The sequence below is a fragment of the Micromonospora sp. NPDC050276 genome, from assembly GCF_044459545.1.
Lineage (GTDB): Bacteria > Actinomycetota > Actinomycetes > Mycobacteriales > Micromonosporaceae > Micromonospora.
Genome location: NZ_JBITJA010000003.1, coordinates 465,974 through 480,727 on the forward strand (window position 1 = coordinate 465,974; position 14,754 = coordinate 480,727).

At 73.0% G+C, this 14,754-nt stretch carries 15 protein-coding genes; 11 read left to right on the top strand and 4 right to left on the bottom strand.

Annotated features, from left to right (window positions below):
- The first annotated feature begins 56 nt into the window (after positions 1-56).
- From ACIBF8_RS08220 to ACIBF8_RS08255, 8 genes are all read left to right on the top strand, one after another.
- Entirely contained in the window at positions 57-662 is a 606-nt protein-coding gene (locus tag ACIBF8_RS08220; RefSeq protein WP_396781635.1) for a hypothetical protein, read from the top strand.
- A 66-nt stretch (positions 663-728) separates the two neighbouring features.
- Entirely contained in the window at positions 729-1,208 is a 480-nt protein-coding gene (locus ACIBF8_RS08225; protein WP_396781636.1) for a DUF2975 domain-containing protein, read from the top strand.
- Positions 1,208-1,423, top strand: coding sequence for a helix-turn-helix domain-containing protein (locus tag ACIBF8_RS08230; protein WP_396781637.1), 216 nt, complete (start codon positions 1,208-1,210; stop codon positions 1,421-1,423). The genes ACIBF8_RS08225 and ACIBF8_RS08230 overlap by 1 nt, the downstream gene beginning before the upstream one ends.
- Positions 1,420-1,584 (top strand): hypothetical protein, encoded by a 165-nt coding sequence (locus tag ACIBF8_RS08235; protein WP_396781639.1) that lies wholly within the window; start codon positions 1,420-1,422, stop codon positions 1,582-1,584. Before ACIBF8_RS08230 ends, ACIBF8_RS08235 begins: the two co-directional genes overlap by 4 nt.
- A gap of 126 nt (positions 1,585-1,710) precedes the next feature.
- Positions 1,711-4,896: an FtsX-like permease family protein gene (locus tag ACIBF8_RS08240; RefSeq protein ID WP_396781640.1), complete on the top strand. Its 3,186-nt coding sequence runs from the start codon at positions 1,711-1,713 to the stop codon at positions 4,894-4,896.
- Positions 4,893-7,601, top strand: coding sequence for an FtsX-like permease family protein (locus ACIBF8_RS08245; RefSeq protein ID WP_396781641.1), 2,709 nt, complete (start codon positions 4,893-4,895; stop codon positions 7,599-7,601). The genes ACIBF8_RS08240 and ACIBF8_RS08245 overlap by 4 nt, the downstream gene beginning before the upstream one ends.
- Position 7,602: 1 nt before the next feature.
- Positions 7,603-8,598: an ABC transporter ATP-binding protein gene (locus ACIBF8_RS08250; protein ID WP_396781642.1), complete on the top strand. Its 996-nt coding sequence runs from the start codon at positions 7,603-7,605 to the stop codon at positions 8,596-8,598.
- A gap of 11 nt (positions 8,599-8,609) precedes the next feature.
- Entirely contained in the window at positions 8,610-9,335 is a 726-nt protein-coding gene (locus ACIBF8_RS08255; protein WP_396781774.1) for an ABC transporter ATP-binding protein, read from the top strand.
- Between the two features lie 83 nt (positions 9,336-9,418).
- On the opposite strand, the gene ACIBF8_RS08260 is transcribed toward ACIBF8_RS08255, so the two are convergent.
- A complete protein-coding gene (locus tag ACIBF8_RS08260; RefSeq protein WP_396781643.1) occupies positions 9,419-9,871 on the bottom strand; it encodes a GNAT family N-acetyltransferase in 453 nt (150 codons plus the stop codon).
- Positions 9,872-9,945: 74 nt separating this feature from the next.
- On the opposite strand from ACIBF8_RS08260, the gene ACIBF8_RS08265 reads away from it, so the two are divergent.
- Positions 9,946-10,458 (top strand): potassium channel family protein, encoded by a 513-nt coding sequence (locus tag ACIBF8_RS08265; protein ID WP_396781644.1) that lies wholly within the window; start codon positions 9,946-9,948, stop codon positions 10,456-10,458.
- On the opposite strand, the gene ACIBF8_RS08270 is transcribed toward ACIBF8_RS08265, so the two are convergent.
- Positions 10,385-11,956, bottom strand: a complete 1,572-nt coding sequence (locus ACIBF8_RS08270; protein ID WP_396781775.1) for an alpha/beta hydrolase — start codon at positions 11,954-11,956, stop codon at positions 10,385-10,387. The genes ACIBF8_RS08265 and ACIBF8_RS08270 overlap by 74 nt on opposite strands.
- A gap of 58 nt (positions 11,957-12,014) precedes the next feature.
- Entirely contained in the window at positions 12,015-13,130 is a 1,116-nt protein-coding gene (locus ACIBF8_RS08275; protein WP_396781645.1) for an ATP-dependent DNA ligase, read from the bottom strand.
- Between the two features lie 135 nt (positions 13,131-13,265).
- Between ACIBF8_RS08275 and ACIBF8_RS08280 the strand changes: the two genes are divergently transcribed.
- On the top strand, positions 13,266-13,478 hold the full coding sequence (locus ACIBF8_RS08280) for a hypothetical protein (RefSeq protein ID WP_396781646.1): 213 nt from the start codon (positions 13,266-13,268) through the stop codon (positions 13,476-13,478).
- 168 nt (positions 13,479-13,646) lie between these two features.
- Here ACIBF8_RS08280 and ACIBF8_RS08285 read toward each other — a convergent pair whose 3' ends face one another.
- Positions 13,647-14,141: a GNAT family N-acetyltransferase gene (locus tag ACIBF8_RS08285; RefSeq protein WP_396781647.1), complete on the bottom strand. Its 495-nt coding sequence runs from the start codon at positions 14,139-14,141 to the stop codon at positions 13,647-13,649.
- 96 nt (positions 14,142-14,237) lie between these two features.
- On the opposite strand from ACIBF8_RS08285, the gene ACIBF8_RS08290 reads away from it, so the two are divergent.
- Positions 14,238-14,741 carry a DUF1990 family protein gene (locus tag ACIBF8_RS08290; protein ID WP_396781648.1) on the top strand — a complete coding sequence of 168 codons (504 nt, stop codon included), beginning with the start codon at positions 14,238-14,240 and terminating at the stop codon, positions 14,739-14,741.
- The last annotated feature ends 13 nt before the right edge of the window (positions 14,742-14,754 follow it).

Sequence of the window (14,754 nt, forward strand, 5' to 3'; positions counted from 1 at the left end):
CCCAGTGACGATCTGTCGTCGACCAATGTGGATCTTGTCGGACTAGTCTGTGCCGCATGGCCTTACCACCGGACGAGGTCTACGACCGCGCGGTCGCCGCCGCCGACGACGATCGCCGCCTTCCCCTGGCGCGGATGACCGGGTGGGAGATCAGTCCGTTCGAGCCGGACGGACTTCGAGTGTCCCAGCTGCGGCCTCCGGTGCTGCCGGAGCCGGCGCGGCGCGGCGAGGACCCGGCGGACTGCGATACCTGCCGCAATCGGGACGAGGGGATCTGGTTCAACGAGCGCTGGCGGTTGACCCGAATTCCGGGGGTGGGCGTCCCGCTGGTGCTCATGCTGTTGCCGCTCGATCACCACGACATGGCGGATCTCCCGGACGAACTGGCCGCCGAACTGGGGTTGTTGAGCACCCGGCTCGTTCGCCACATGCAGGCGCTGCCGCACATCTCGCGAGCGCACGTCTACCGCTTCGGGGATGGCGGCGCTCATTTGCACGTCTGGTTCTTCGCTCGGCCCGAGGGGCAGGCCCAGTTGTTCGGGTCGTGGCTGATCGCCTGGGACGACCTGCTGCCGGAGTACCCGGCGGACGTGGCCGACGCCGACGCCGGGGCCGTCGTGGACGCGCTGATCGCCTCCCACGGCGGGCGCCGACGGCCATGACCCAGCGACCGGCCCCACCGAAGCAGACCGATTGACATTCGATAGGTAACGAGCGAAACTCGATGCATGGTTACTGAGCATCGAGCGGTCGCCGCTCTCAGAGTCTTTCTCGTGGTGCTGTTCGGGGTCCTGGTCGTGTTCCAGACCCTCTCGCTGCCCGGTCAGTTCGCCTACATGGCTGAGCAGTCACCAGAGGACGCCCACCTGCGTTGGCCGGCGACCGCCGTGACGGTGTTCTGGGTGCTGTGCGTCCAAGTGGTCATCGTCGCGACGTGGCAGTTGCTCAGCCTGGTCAAGAACGACCGCATCTTCACCGAGGCGTCCCTCAAGTGGGTGGACGCCATCGTCTGGGCCATCGCCGCCGGGTGGGTGGTGCTCGTGGGGGTCTTCCTCTGGGTCGGCTTCAACGCAGACGACCCGGGAGTGCCCCTCCTGCTGTTCCTCCTGACGGTGGGCGTCAGCGTGCTGGGCCTCCTCATGGTGGTGATGCGGGCGCTGCTGCGGCAGGCCACCACGCTGCGCACCGACATGGAAGCGGTGATCTGATGCCCATCGTCGTCCGCATCGACGTGGAGTTGGCCAAGCGCAAGATGAGCGTCGGTGAGTTCGCCGAGCAGGTCGGGCTCACCCCAGCCAACGTGGCCGTGCTGAAGAACGGCCGCGCCAAGGCCGTCCGCTTCAGCACCCTCGAGGCGATGTGCCGAGTGCTCGACTGCCAGCCCGGAGACCTGCTGGAGTGGGTCGAGGAGGAAACCTCATGAAATACGTCCTGACCGTCGTCGCCGTTCTCGTGGTCGCGCTCGGCGTCGCCGGCATCGTGCACGGGGAGGCCGACGATTCGCCGGGCCTCCAGCTCCTCGGCGTTCTCCTCGTGCTCGGCGCGGTGGTGTTCGGCATCCGCAACCTTCGTGGCGGCAGCTAGCCGCCCGGCGTGAACCGGCCCGAGCTGACCTCTCCGCAATAACGATCATGTAACGGGCGCGAACCTTTCCCGGTGGGTGACCTGTCTTGATGGTCGTCGGCCCGCCAGGGCCAGGGGAGGCGTCGGATGAAGCTGGTGTGGAGGCGGGCCCGCGAAGCGCGAGGGCTGTTGGTCGCGGCGGTGATCGCCGCCCTCGTCGCCGTCGCGTTGGTCACCGGGCTGTCCGACTACAACCGTCGGGCGGTGGACGCCGGGCAGCGGGCTCTCGTTGCCGCCTCACCGGCCGAGGAGCGCGGCCTTCTGGTCAGTGGCTCAGGTGGGCGGGACGCGGCCGAGTTCACCACCCGGGACAAGGCGGTCCGAGCCGGGTTCGCCGGCGGGCTCGCCGGCGTCCCGGTCAGCGTCGTCGCCGCCCGTTACGGCACCGGCCGGGAGTTGACCGGCGACCTCGGGCAGGTCCCGCGTCCGGACGACGAACCGGTCTTCGCGAGCCTGGCCACGCTCGACGACCTCGCCGGCCACGTCGAGCTGACCAGCGGCGCCTGGCCCCGCCCCGGGGCGAACCCCGTCCAGGTGAGCCTGCCCGAGCGAGTCGCCGGCGCCCTGGGCCTGACCGTCGGTGCGCGCGTCCCGGTGCGCGACCGGGCCACCGAACGGCGCGGGGAGTTGGTGCTCGCCGGCACCTGGCGGCCCCGCGACCCGACCGACGCGTACTGGCTGCTGGCACCCGGGGTGGGGACGGGCAGCGTCGGCTCCGGCACCTCGTACGGGCCGTTCACGCTCGACCAGGCCGATTTCGTGGCCACCTTCCCGGGCTCGGTGTCGGCGTCCTGGCTGGCCCAACCGGACCTCGGCGGCGTCGACACCGCCGACCTGCCCGCCGTTCGGAAAGCCCTCACCGAGGCGGCCTCGGCCGTGCCCGAGGCCGCCCAACTGGGCAGCTCCGGGCAGGCGGTGACCAAGATGGAGCAGCTGCTGGATCGGATCGCCCGCGCCGACCTGGTGGGTCGCTCCTCGCTGGCCACCCCGCTGCTGCTCATCCTGGTGCTCGGCGGGTACGCGCTGGTGTTGGTCGCCGCGCTGCTGCACGAGGACCGCCGCCCGCAGACCGCGCTCCTGCGCGCCCGCGGCGCCGCCCGTCGGCAGTTGGCCGGCCTGGCGGCCCGCGAGGCGACCCTGGTGGTCGCCCCGGCCGCCGTCCTCGGGCCGCTGATCGCCGCCGAGGCACTGCGGTACGTCCGACCCGGCGGGTCGAGCGACCTCTCCACCGCCGGTGGCAACACCACACTGGTCTGGGCGGCGGCAGCGGCCACCGCGGCCGGCTGCCTCGTCGCCATGGTCCTTCCGACGCTGCGCGGCGCCGGCACGTACGTCGCCGACATGGCGGCCCGATCCCGGCCGAACCGGGCGGCGAGCGTCCAACGGGCCAGCGTCGACCTGGTGCTGGTGGCCCTCGCCGTGCTCGCCTGGGTGCAGCTACGCCGGTACGCCTCGCCGCTGGCCGGCTCGAACGGCCGGCTCGGGCTCGACCCGCTGCTCGTCGCGGCCCCGACGCTCGGCGTGCTGGCCGGTGCCGTGCTGGCGCTGCGGGTACTCCCGCCGCTCACCCGGTTTGCGGAGCGGTTCGTCGACCGGCGCCCCTGGACCGCCACCATGTTCGGCATGTGGCAGGCCGGTCGCCGTCCGCACGCCGGCCCGGTCCTGCTGCTCGCCCTCGCCGTCGGTGGCAGCACCCTGGCCTGGTCCCTGATCAGCACGGGGGAGCGGTCCCAGGTCGAGCAGGCCGGGCACACGGTCGGCGCCGACCTGCGGGTGACCGAACGGGCTGGTGCCGCGCCGCCAACCCGGGCCGGCCAGCTCGCCGCGCTGCCGGGCGTCAGCCGGGTGCTGCCAGCGTGGCGGGACGAGGTACGAATCGGCCGGGCGGACCTGCCGGTGACCGTGATCGGCGTCGACCCGGCCAGCGCCCCCGGTGTCGTTCGACTCGCCGACCGTCTCGGCGACGGTTCGGCCTCGGAGCAGTACCGGCGCATGATCGATGAGCGCGGCGTTCCCGCCGGTGTCGAACTGCCCGCCGGAGCGCGTGCCATCACCGGCACGGTCAGTACCCCGGTGAGCAGCGCAGCCCGGCAGGTCCGGGTCGCGGTGACGCTGCTGATCACCAGCTCCGACGGGCTCGCCCTGCGGCTGCCGGCGGCCAACGCCGACGGTGACGGCCGGGCCACCCGGTTCACCGTGCAGCTGCCCGACCTGGGCGGGACCCGACTGCGGTTGGCCGGGTTCGAAGCCGACGGCGGGCTGGCGGCCGGCAACGCCTACCGACTCCAGCTGGACGGGTTGACGGTGGTCAACGCCGACGGCACGACCCGGCCCGCCGGACTGAGTGGCGACTGGGTGATGACGGCCCCCGGCGCGAAACCCACACCGGTGCAGACCACCGGGACCGGGTTCGCCGCGGTCCACGCCGTGGAGGTGATCCCCGGCGGCCAGTTCGCGTACCAGCCGCCCACCCGGTTCTCCATCGTGCCGGGTGGGGACAACAAGCCCGTACCGGTGCTGATGACCCCCCAGGTACGGGAGGCACTGAGCCTGGGCGTCGGTGACACCGTCGACCTCACGCTCTCCGGGGCGACAGTGCGGGTCCACCTGGTCGGTGAGCTGAGCGCGGTGCCGACCACCACCGGGGCCGGCGTGCTGCTGGACCTGCCGGCCGCGGTCGACACGCTGATCCGGGCGGACGGGACGGTGCGACCCGTACCGGAATGGTGGGTCGGCACCGCCGACGCGACAGCCGCAGCCCGGGGGGCCAGCGAACTGCCGGGGGTCACCGTGCTCAACCGGGAGGCGGTGATCGAGGCCGCCGCCGACGACCCGTACTGGCGCGGTTCGCGGACCGGAATGCTCGCCGCCGCGCTCGGCGCGGTGCTGCTCGCCCTCGTCGGTCTGATGGTGGACGTGTGGGCCACCGGACGGCGCCGGCTCGGCGAGTTCGCGGTCCTGCACACTCTCGGCGCCACGCCCCGGCTGATGGCTCGGGCGCTGCTGGCCGAACAGACCTTCCTCGCCGGCATCGGCGTGAGCGTTGGGCTGCTACTGGGCGCCGCGGTCGGCGCGACCATGGCCCCGCTGGTCATCCTCACCCCGGCCGCCGGCCGGCCGGTTCCTCCGGCGACGTTCGCGCTGCCCTGGGTGCCGATCGGCCTGACCGCGGTCGGTCTGCTGCTGGCGGCGCTCGCCTTCAGCGCGTTCATCGCCACCGGCATCCGTCAGCGGGTGGCGGCGGTGCAGCTGCGAATCGGGGGAGAACGATGAGCGTCGGGGCGGCCGTCCGGCGGGTCCGGGCATACGGGGGGCAGTTCCTGCTGCTGGCGGTGCTGACCCTGGTGGTCACGCTGCTGATCAGCGGAGTGCCCCGGCTGGTCAACCGACTCGCCGAACAGGGGCTACGGGCGCAACTCAACAGCGAGCCGGCCGCCCGCCGGGACCTCTCGTACACCACCAGCGTGGTGAGCGCGACGTCGAAGAACACGGCGGTGGGCAGCGCCACCGAGCGGTTCAACACTCTGGCCGGGGAGATGCCGCCGCGGGTGCGGTCGGCGGTGACCGAGCGGTGGTACACCGTGGACAACCCGCCGGCCCGGGTGGTCGGGCCGGACCTCGCGGCACGCAACCTGCTGGTCGACCTGGGCCTGCGGGCCATGCCCGACCTCCAGGGCGCGAGCACCCTCGTCGAGGGGGCATGGCCGAGCGAGACGTACGTGCCCGGCCGACCGATCGAGGTGGCGCTCGACGCGGAGGTGGCCGGCAAGCTCAACCTGCGCGCCGGCAGCCAACTGCGCATCGGCAACACCGATGACAAGGGCAGACTCGTCGACGCTGCCCCGCTGGTGGTGGCCGGACTGTTCCGCCCCGTCGACCGCGCGAATGGCATCTGGGACGGGCTGCCACAGCTGCTGCAGGTCATCGAACCACCCGGGGACGGTATGCCGTTCACCGTGTTCGGCGTCGTCGCGCAGTCGGTCTTCAACAAGCGGGCCGCGGCGGGCTGGCCGATCCAGTCCACCTGGCGGTACCGACTGGGCGTCGACCGGATCGACGCACAGAAGCTGGACGAGCTGATCGACGGCTTGCAGGTGATGCAGCGTAACCAGCCGACGGGGCTCACGTTGACCCAGGGCGTCGACGTTCCGCTGCGCGCGTTCGCCGCCCAGATCGGCGCCGCCCGGACCCTGCTCGCGGTGATCTCGGCCGGCGTACTGGCCACCCTGGCGGGGCTCATCGTGCTCGCGGCCAGTCTCGCCACCCGACGGCGACGCTCGGAGTTCGTGCTGTTGCGCGCCCGTGGGGGCGCGGCCACCGCCGGCGCCCGGCGCAGCCTCGCCGAGTCGGTCCTGGTGGTACCGATCGCCGCCGTGGTGGGCTGGTGGCTGGGCACCCTGTTCCCCGGTGCCCCGGACCCGATCACGCCGTACGTCATCGGTGCCACCGTGCTGGTCACGCTGGCGCTGCCGGTGGCGACGCTGGCCGTACCGGCCGGCGCGGCGGCCCGCCGCGACCTGATCCGGGTGCGCCCGTCGGCCCGGCGGCTCACCGCCGAGGTCTCCCTGCTGCTCCTGGCCGGGCTCGCCGCGGTGCTACTGCGCCGACGTGGCCTGACGCTCGGCGAGGTGGACCCGCTGCTCGTGTCGGTGCCGGTGCTCCTCGCGATCGCGGCGGCGGTGCTCGCGCTGCGCGCGTACCCCTGGCCGTTGTTGCTGGTCAGCCGGCTGGCCGCGCGGACCCGGGGCAGTGTCGCCTTCCTCGGCACGGCCCGTGCCGGCCGTGCGGCGGTCGCCGCCCCGCTGGTCGTGGTGGTGCTGGCGATCGGCACCGCGGCGTTCTGCGCGGTCGTGGCCGCCGGTGTCGACGCGAGCCGGGAACGGGCCGCCGCGCAGATCGTGCCCGCCGACGCGGTGATCCGCGGCGAGCGCTTCGCGCCCGACACCATGGACGAGCTGGGCCGGCTCCCGGGGGTGCGGGCCGTCACGCGGGTGCTGTTCGAGGACGATGAGCGGCTGGCGGCCGACGAGTTCGGCACCGACGCCGCCATCGGGCAGACGGACGTGTTGCTGGTCGACGGCTCGGGGTTGGACATGGTGGCCCACGAATCCCAGGTGGACCTGTCGATTCCGACCGCGCTGCGCACCGCCCTGCCCAGCCCGGGGCCGCTACCGGCGATCGTCTCACCGGCGGTCGCAGCCGACCTGGCGAAGGTCGGGCTGGACGACTCCGCCTTCATCTCCGTGCAGGGCCAGCGGTACGAGTTCCGGGTGGCCGGCACCGAGGACGGTTTCCCGCTGCTGGCGGCGAACAACAATCGGTTCGTGATCCTGCCCTGGCAGGCCCTGCCGGAGCGCACCACCACACCCGTGCCGACGAGCCTGCTGGTCGCCGGGGACTCGCTGGACGCGGAGGCGCTCCGCGTTGCCGGCGACCAGGGGCAGGAGCGCTACCAGCGAGAGGGCGCGGTCACCGGTCCGGCACGGCCGCTCGGGGTCACCGTCGACACCCGGGCGGACGTCCGCCGGGATCTCGGCGATGGCGGGGCGAACGGGGTGCTGGCCTTCGGGTTCGTGGCCGGCGCCGTCGGCGGCACCGTGCTCGGACTGTTGGCCATCGCGTTCACCGTGCTGGCCGGCGCGCGCGCCCGGGGCCAGGTGCTGTCCCGGCTGCGCACCCTCGGCCTGTCCCGCCGGCAGTGGCGCGGGCTGCTGCTGGTCGAGTTGACCCCGCTGGTCGCGGTGTCGGTGCTGACCGGCGCGCTGGTCGGTGCGGTGCTGCCCCTGCTGCTCAACCCGGTGCTCGGCCTGTCCGCGTTCACCAGTGGTGTGCCGGTGCGGGTGGCCTTCGAGCCCAGCCTGGTCGCCGCGGTGCTCGCGCTCGGGGCGGTCGCCCTCGGCTTCGCGGTCGCCGTCGAGGCCCTGAACAACCGCCGGTTGCGCCTCGGTGAGGTGCTTCGGCTCGGAGAGGAGAGCTGAGATGACCGCTACCGCCCAGACTCCACTGGTGCCTGACCTGGCTGCCCTGCAACAGCGGGCCGCGCAACGCGCCGCCGAGCGGGCCGGCGGGCAGGACCGCCTGCGCGGGCACATCGTCTGCGACGGCCTGGTGCGCATCTTCAAGACCGAGGGGGTGGAGGTGGTCGCCCTGCAGGGGCTCGACCTGGTTATCGACCGGGGCGAGCTGGTGGCGATCGTCGGCGCCTCCGGCTCGGGCAAGTCGACGCTGCTCAACATCCTCTCCGGCCTGGACACGCCGACCGCCGGCATCGCCCGGGTGGCCGACTACGACCTGCTCTCGCTCTCCGCCAAGCGGCGGCTGAGCTACCGGCGGGAGCTGGTCGGGTTCGTCTGGCAGCAGACCGGCCGTAACCTGCTGCCCTACCTCAACGCGCTGGAGAACGTCGAGCTGCCGATGCAGTTGGCCGGTAAGCGCAGCCGCAAGGCCCGCCGGGCCCGGGCCCGGGAACTGCTCGACCTGGTCGGCGTCGGCTACTGCGCCGACCGGCGGCCGGGGCAACTCAGCGGCGGTGAGCAGCAGCGGGTCGCGGTGGCGGTGGCGGTGGCCAACGACCCGGAGGTGCTCTTCGCCGACGAGCCGACCGGTGAGCTGGACGAGGCGACCGGCGCCGAGGTCTTCGCGGCGCTGCGCACGATCAACGCCGAGCTGGGCGTGACCATCGTGGTCGTCACCCACGACCACGCCGTGGCCACGCAGGTCCGCCGGACCGTCGCGATCCGCGACGGCCGGACCGCCTCCGAGGTACGCCGGACCGCGCGGATCGGCGCGGACGGCAACACCGAGCTGGTCAGCGAGGAGTACGCGGTGCTGGACCGCAACGGTCGGATGCAGCTGCCGGCGGCGTTCGTCGACGCGCTGTCGCTGAAGGAGCGGGTCCGGCTCGACCTGGAACCGGACCATGTGCAGGTACGACCCGGCAACCGGGCGTCGGAGGATCGGGGGGCACGGGCATGAGCCGGCGGGACATGGTGGTGACCGGCGCGGCCGGATTCGGCGGTGCGCCCGTGACGCCTCCCGGCGAGGTGGTCCGGGTCAGTGGCGTCAGCCGGACCTTTGGCCGGGGCGAGCACGCCGTGCAGGCGGTGCGGGACGTCTCGTTCACGGCCAACCGTGGTGAGCTGGTCGCCATCCGAGGGCGGTCCGGGGCCGGCAAGACCACGCTGCTGAACATGATCGGCGGGCTGGACCGGCCGGACAGCGGTCAGGTGGTGGTGGCCGGGCACGAGGTGACCTCGGCCGGCGAGGCGGAGCTGCTGCGGCTGCGCCGGGGAACGGTCGGGTTCGTGTTCCAGACCTTCGGGCTCGTGCCGATCCTCTCCGCCGCCGAGAACGTGGGCGTGCCGTTGCGGCTGGCGCAGGTGCCGGCCGCGGAGCGGGAAGAGCGCGTCGCGGTGCTGCTGGAACTGGTCGGCCTGGGTGGGCACGCGGCCCAACGCCCGTATGAGCTCTCCGGTGGCCAGCAGCAGCGGGTCGCGGTGGCCCGCGCGTTGGCCAACGAGCCGGACCTGCTCATCGCCGACGAGCCGACCGGCCAACTCGACTCGGAGACCGGTCGTTCCATCATGGACCTGCTGCGCGCGGTGGTACACGCCCGCGGCATGACCGCCCTGGTGGCCACCCACGACCCGGCCCTGATCGACCTCGCCGACCGGGTGCTCGTCCTGCGCGACGGTCGCCTGGTCGACGGCTGACCGCTGCTCGTTCGGCCCGTGGTCCGTGCTCTGCGGACCACGGACCACGGGCTGCGGACTCGGTCGGCGCCGACGGTGGGGGGTCAGAGCGCAAGCTTCATGCCTTCGTGACTCGCCACGAAGCCAAGGCCCAGGTAGAAGCGGTGTGCGTCCGCTCGGGTCTTGTCCGTGGTGAGCTGCACCAGGGCACAGCCACGCTCGCGCGCCTGGTCGATGGCCCAGGTCATCAGGTCCCGGCCCAGCCCCTGGCCACGCCGGTCCGAGCGGACCCGGACCGACTCGATCAGGGACCGTTCGCTGCCGTGCCGGCCCAGGCCGGGAATGTAGGTGATCTGTAGGCAGCCGACCAGTTCGCCGTCCTGCTCGGCCACGATCAGTTGGTTGCGCGGGTCGGCCGTGATGTCCGCGAACGCCTTCTCGTACGCGTCGTCGACCTCGGTGAAGTCGCGGGCCTTGCCGAGGACGTCGTCGGCGAGCAGGGCGATGACGGCGGGCAGGTCGGCCCGGACCGCTTCCCGGTAGGTCACGTCGGTCATGCCGGTGATCCTGGCACAGCGAAATCGGCGGATGGGTCTGTGCCGCTTGCGGACGACGGGCAGCATGGGGCGGCATGGACCTAGTGCTGCTGCCGTTCCGGTGGACATACCGGGGGTTGGTGTGGTTCGCGAACTCGCCCCGCACACTGATCACCTCGTACCTGTTGATGATCGTGGTGGCGGGGATCATCTACGGGGAGGTCGAGCAGCGCAGCCCGGCCGACGCCGTCTGGTGGGCGGTGGTCACCGCCTCCACCGTCGGATACGGCGACATCTCGCCGACCACCTGGGCGGGCCGAACACTGGCCGCGCTGCTCATCTCGACCATGGTGCTGCTGGTCATCCCGCTGATCACCGCGCACTTCGCGAGCCGGCTCATCGTCGACGACGACGCCTTCGAGCATGAGGAGCAGGAGCAGCTCAAGGCCGACGTGCGCCGGATGCGGGCGCTGCTGGAGGAATTGGCCACCCGGCAGGGGATCGAACTGCCCCCGCTGCCGCCGACCGAGCCGGTCACCGGGCCGGGCAGCGCTTCCCGTCCGGTGGCACGGTCAGGTCGAGCAGATAGGCGTCGACCGCGTTCGTGATGCAGGACGTCTGCGGGTACGCGGTGTGCCCCTCGCCCTCCCAGGTCAGCACCCGGCCGACGCCCAGCATCGACGCGAGCCTCGGGGTCTGCTCGTACGGAGTCGCCGGGTCGCCGGTGGTGCCGACCACCACGATCGGCGGCGCGCCGTTCGCCTTCCCGGTCGGGTACGGGTCACGCCCGCCCGGCCACTCGACGCAGCTCAGCATGCCGACCGCCAACGCCGGCCCGAACAGCGGGTATTTCCCGCGCCACTCCGACTGCAACTGGCGGATCTGCTCCCGGCTCGGCTTCTCCGTCTCGTCGGCGCAGTTGATGGCGAGGTTGGCGTCGAACAGGTTCGAGTAGTGCCCGTCGTCCTCCCGGCCGGCGTACGCGTCGGCGAGCCGGAACACCTCCTTCGGGTCGCCCTCGGCCAGCTTGTCGATCGCCTGGGCCAGCTCCTGCCAGCCCGACTCGGTGTAGAGCGAGGAGATGACCGCGTAGAACACCCAGCCGGCGGTGGCCTCCCGCCCGCCGGCACCGCGTACCGGAGAGACCTTGGCCTTGTCGATGGCCGAGGTGACCGCGGCGCGCGCGTCCGGAGCGATCGGGCAGCGGCCGGCGTTCGCCGCGCACCAGCGGGTGAAGTTGGTGAACGCCCGTTCGAAGCCGCGGGCCTGGCTCTCCGAGCCCTCGACCAGCCGCTGCTGCGGGTCGACCGCGCCGTCGAGCACCAACGCCCGCACCCGCTGCGGATAGAGCTGGGCGTACGTGGCGCCGAGCAGGGTGCCGTACGAGTAGCCCAGGTAGGTGAGCTTGTCGTCGCCCACGGCGGCGCGCACGGCGTCCATGTCGCGGGCGGCCTGCTCGGTGCCGTACAGCGGCAGCTGGTCGCCGTACCGGTCGCCGCAGCCGCGCCCGATCCGCTGGCTCAGGCCGACGAAACCGTCGAACGCCGACTGGCTCGCCGGGTCCGGGTCGTAGCCGAAGCTGGCGTCCAGGTCGGCGTCGGAGATGCACTTCACCGGGCTGGACCGGGAGACCCCGCGCGGGTCGAAGCCGACGATGTCGAAGCGCTCGGTGATCGACGCGGGCAGCCCGCCGAACTGGGGGCCGAAGGAGAGGTAGACGGCGGTGTCGACGCCGGAGCCGCCCGGACCACCCGGGTTGACCACCAACGAGCCCACCCGGTCGCGCTGCTTGGTGGACCGCGCGCGCAGCAGGGCGATCTCGAAGGTCTGCCCGGCGCCCGGACCGACGCTCGCCCCACCGCCGGTGCCCCAGTCGCGGGGCACCGCGATCCGGGTGCACTCGTAGCGCATGTCCGGTGCACCCCGCCCGACCAGCTCGTCGGGCACCTCCGGGCAGGGCCGCCAGGTCGGAGCGCTGCCGGTCGGGGCGGCCGCGCCCTCCACCTCGGTGCGCGGCGCGAACGCGGGCAGCGTGCAGCCGGCGGTGAGCAGCGCGGCGACGCCGAAGGCGGCCAGAGTGCGACGGACCCGGCGGCGGGCCGCCATCCGAGGCTGGTCGACGGTGCGGGTCACGTGGTCCTCCGGGATCGGGTCGACGGCCAGGCTACGCCGAGCCGGCGGAGGCTCGGTCCACGGTGGCCGTCGGGTCGCCGCGCAGCACCTGGTCCACGTCGAAGCGGATCGGCCGGTCGAGCTGGTCGTAGCGGCAGGATCGGGGGTCGCGGTCCGGGCGCCACCGCACGAACTGGGCGGTGTGCCGGAACCGCTCGCCCTCCATCGCGTCGTAGCCCACCTCGACCACCAGCTCCGGACGCACCGGCTCCCATTCCAGGTTCTTCGTGCCGGTCCACCGGCTCACCCCGCCGGGGATGCGTTGGCCGCGCTCGTGGTCGCCGTGCACCCACGGGTGCTCGCCGCCGGTGTCCCGGTAGGGCGTTAGCTCGTCGAGCAACTCGGCGCGGCGGGCCATGCTGAACGACGCGCTCACGCCCACGTGGTGCAGGACCCCGGCGTCGTCGTAGAGGCCGAGCAGCAGCGAACCCACCACCGGGCCGGACTTGTGCCAGCGGAAGCCGGCCACCACCGCGTCCGCGGTGCGGGCGTGCTTGACCTTGAACATGAGTCGTTTGCCCGGCTCGTACGGCAGGTCAGCCGGCTTGACGATCAAACCGTCCAGGCCGGCGCCCTCGAAGACGTCGAACCAGCGCCGGGCGGTGTCCGGATCGGTGGTGACCTGGGTGACGTGCACCGGCGGGAGCACCCCGGCCAACGCCTCGACCAGCCGCTCCCGGCGACGCGGGTAGGGCTGGTCGAGCAGCGCCTCGTCACCGATCGCCAGCAGGTCGAATGCGACGAAGTCGGCCGGGGTGGTCTCGGCCAGCATCTTCACCCGGGACGCGGCCGGGTGCACCCGCTGGGCCAGCAGCTCGAAATCCAGGCGGGGCTGGCCGCTCGGCCCGTCGCGGCGGATCACGATCAGCTCCCCGTCGACCGCGCACCGCTGCGGCAGTTGCCGGCGGGCCTGCTCGACCACCTCGGGGAAGTAGCGGGTCATCGACTTGCCGCCCCGGCTGGCCAACTCGACCTCGTCGCCGTCGCGGAACACGATGCACCGGAACCCGTCCCACTTGGGCTCGTAGGTCACCCCGGGCGTGGTGGGCAGTTTGGAAACGCTCTTGGCCAGCATCGGCTCGACCGGCGGGTTGATCGGCAGGTCCACGCCGCCCAGTCAATCAGACGGTGCCGACAGTCGTGAGGCAGATCACCGTGGATGGCCGGGCGGCGTGTCCGGCTACGCGCCGCTCGTCCCGACCGGGCGAATCACATAACCCCAGGTCAGAGCTACTTTCGCGAGGTGTCCGAGTGGGTCTGTGACTGCTGCGGGCGGTGGCGGGTGAGCGTCGAGCTGATCCGGGGCCGCTACCGCTACCGGCTGACCCGCCGCTACCCGGAGCGGTTCGGCGGTGGCCGGAACGTGCTCGGCGAGGTCGGTTCGGTGCCTGAGCTGGAGGAGTTGTTGCGTCGGCGTACCCCGCTGACCCTGGCCGACCTGCACGAGGCCGCCTGAGCCGCACGGCGGCGGTAGGCGGCCGGGAACGACGACAGGCCAGGCCGGCCTGCCTCCACTGAGGAGGGGCGGACGGAATTGAGCGCCGGTGTCACACTGCACCCGGCGGCCTCGTCTGCACCCATGGCGGGCTGCTGCGCCGCTACGTGCGGATGGAGGCCGACGGGCTCAGGCGTCGCTGCGAGCGGGGCTGACGGTCGGCTTCTCCAGCACGGCCAACGAGATGCCGTTCGGGTCCGGCCGGTGCGCCACGATCCGGTAGCCGTGCCGCTGGTACAGCCGCAGGTTGCGCGCGCTGTCCGCACCGGTGAACAGGGTGAACCGGGCTGCCCGGCCGGCGCAGGCCCGCTCGACGGCGGTGAGCAGCTGCGCCCCGACGCCCCGCCCCTGCTGGTCCGGGGCGACCGAGAGGCGGCCGACGTGCGCGGTGTCCCCGTCCAGGTGGGCCCGCACCGAGCCGACCAGCCGGTGCCCCAACCGGGCGGCGAGCACGATGCTCGGGCCGGCCAGCACCGCCACGACCTCGTCCAACGTCTCGGTCAGCGGAGGCAGGAACGGGTCGGTGTAGTGCTGCGCCTCGCTCAGGTACGCGGCGCGCTGCACGGTGAGGATCTCGCCGGCGTCCACGACACCGGCCGGGACGATGCTCGCCTCGGCGTTCATCCGGGCAGCACACCACAGCCGCCGTCGCCATCGACGGGCGACCCGACCGCGCCGGCCGTACCCTGACCCGTGTCCGGTCGAGGTCGAGGGGGAACGGTGCCCGAGCTGACGTACCCGGAGGTGGGGTCGACCCGGCACGGGCCGCTGCCCGGCGGCTACCACCACCTGCGCCACCGGTATCCGTTGCCCGGCGGCTGCTTCGAGAGCGCCGCCGAGGCGGTGCTGAGCTGGCGGCTGCACCGCGCCGCCGGCGTCCAGATGCGCACCGACGCCGCGCGGGCCACCGACGGCGTGCTGGTGACCGCCGGCCTCGGCGTCGGCCCGGCCCGCCTCTGGGGGCCGTGCCAGGTGGTCTGGAGCGCGGATTCGCCCACCCTCGCCGGTTTCGGCTACGGCACCCTGCGCGGGCACCCCGAGCGGGGCGAGGAGGCGTTCGAGGTCGCCCGCGACGACACCGGCGCGGTCTGGTTCGAGGTTCGCGCGTTCAGCCTGCCGGACCGCTGGTTCACCCGGCTCGCCGGCCCGGCGGTCCGGGCCGTGCAGCACACCTACGCCTGGTGGCTCGGCCGCACCCTGCGTCGGCTCTGCGCGCGCCGCTGAACGCCGTACCGCC

Excerpts from the sequence above, each read along its gene's own strand:
- ACIBF8_RS08220 (WP_396781635.1), top strand. The coding sequence starts at position 57 with ATGGCCTTACCACCGGACGAGGTCTACGACCGCGCGGTCGCCGCCGCC.
- ACIBF8_RS08225 (WP_396781636.1), top strand. The coding sequence starts at position 729 with ATGGTTACTGAGCATCGAGCGGTCGCCGCTCTCAGAGTCTTTCTCGTG.
- ACIBF8_RS08230 (WP_396781637.1), top strand. The coding sequence starts at position 1,208 with ATGCCCATCGTCGTCCGCATCGACGTGGAGTTGGCCAAGCGCAAGATG.
- ACIBF8_RS08235 (WP_396781639.1), top strand. The coding sequence starts at position 1,420 with ATGAAATACGTCCTGACCGTCGTCGCCGTTCTCGTGGTCGCGCTCGGC.
- ACIBF8_RS08240 (WP_396781640.1), top strand. The coding sequence starts at position 1,711 with ATGAAGCTGGTGTGGAGGCGGGCCCGCGAAGCGCGAGGGCTGTTGGTC.
- ACIBF8_RS08245 (WP_396781641.1), top strand. The coding sequence starts at position 4,893 with ATGAGCGTCGGGGCGGCCGTCCGGCGGGTCCGGGCATACGGGGGGCAG.
- ACIBF8_RS08250 (WP_396781642.1), top strand. The coding sequence starts at position 7,603 with ATGACCGCTACCGCCCAGACTCCACTGGTGCCTGACCTGGCTGCCCTG.
- ACIBF8_RS08255 (WP_396781774.1), top strand. The coding sequence starts at position 8,610 with ATGGTGGTGACCGGCGCGGCCGGATTCGGCGGTGCGCCCGTGACGCCT.
- ACIBF8_RS08260 (WP_396781643.1), bottom strand. The coding sequence starts at position 9,871 with ATGACCGACGTGACCTACCGGGAAGCGGTCCGGGCCGACCTGCCCGCC.
- ACIBF8_RS08265 (WP_396781644.1), top strand. The coding sequence starts at position 9,946 with ATGGACCTAGTGCTGCTGCCGTTCCGGTGGACATACCGGGGGTTGGTG.
- ACIBF8_RS08270 (WP_396781775.1), bottom strand. The coding sequence starts at position 11,956 with ATGGCGGCCCGCCGCCGGGTCCGTCGCACTCTGGCCGCCTTCGGCGTC.
- ACIBF8_RS08285 (WP_396781647.1), bottom strand. The coding sequence starts at position 14,141 with ATGAACGCCGAGGCGAGCATCGTCCCGGCCGGTGTCGTGGACGCCGGC.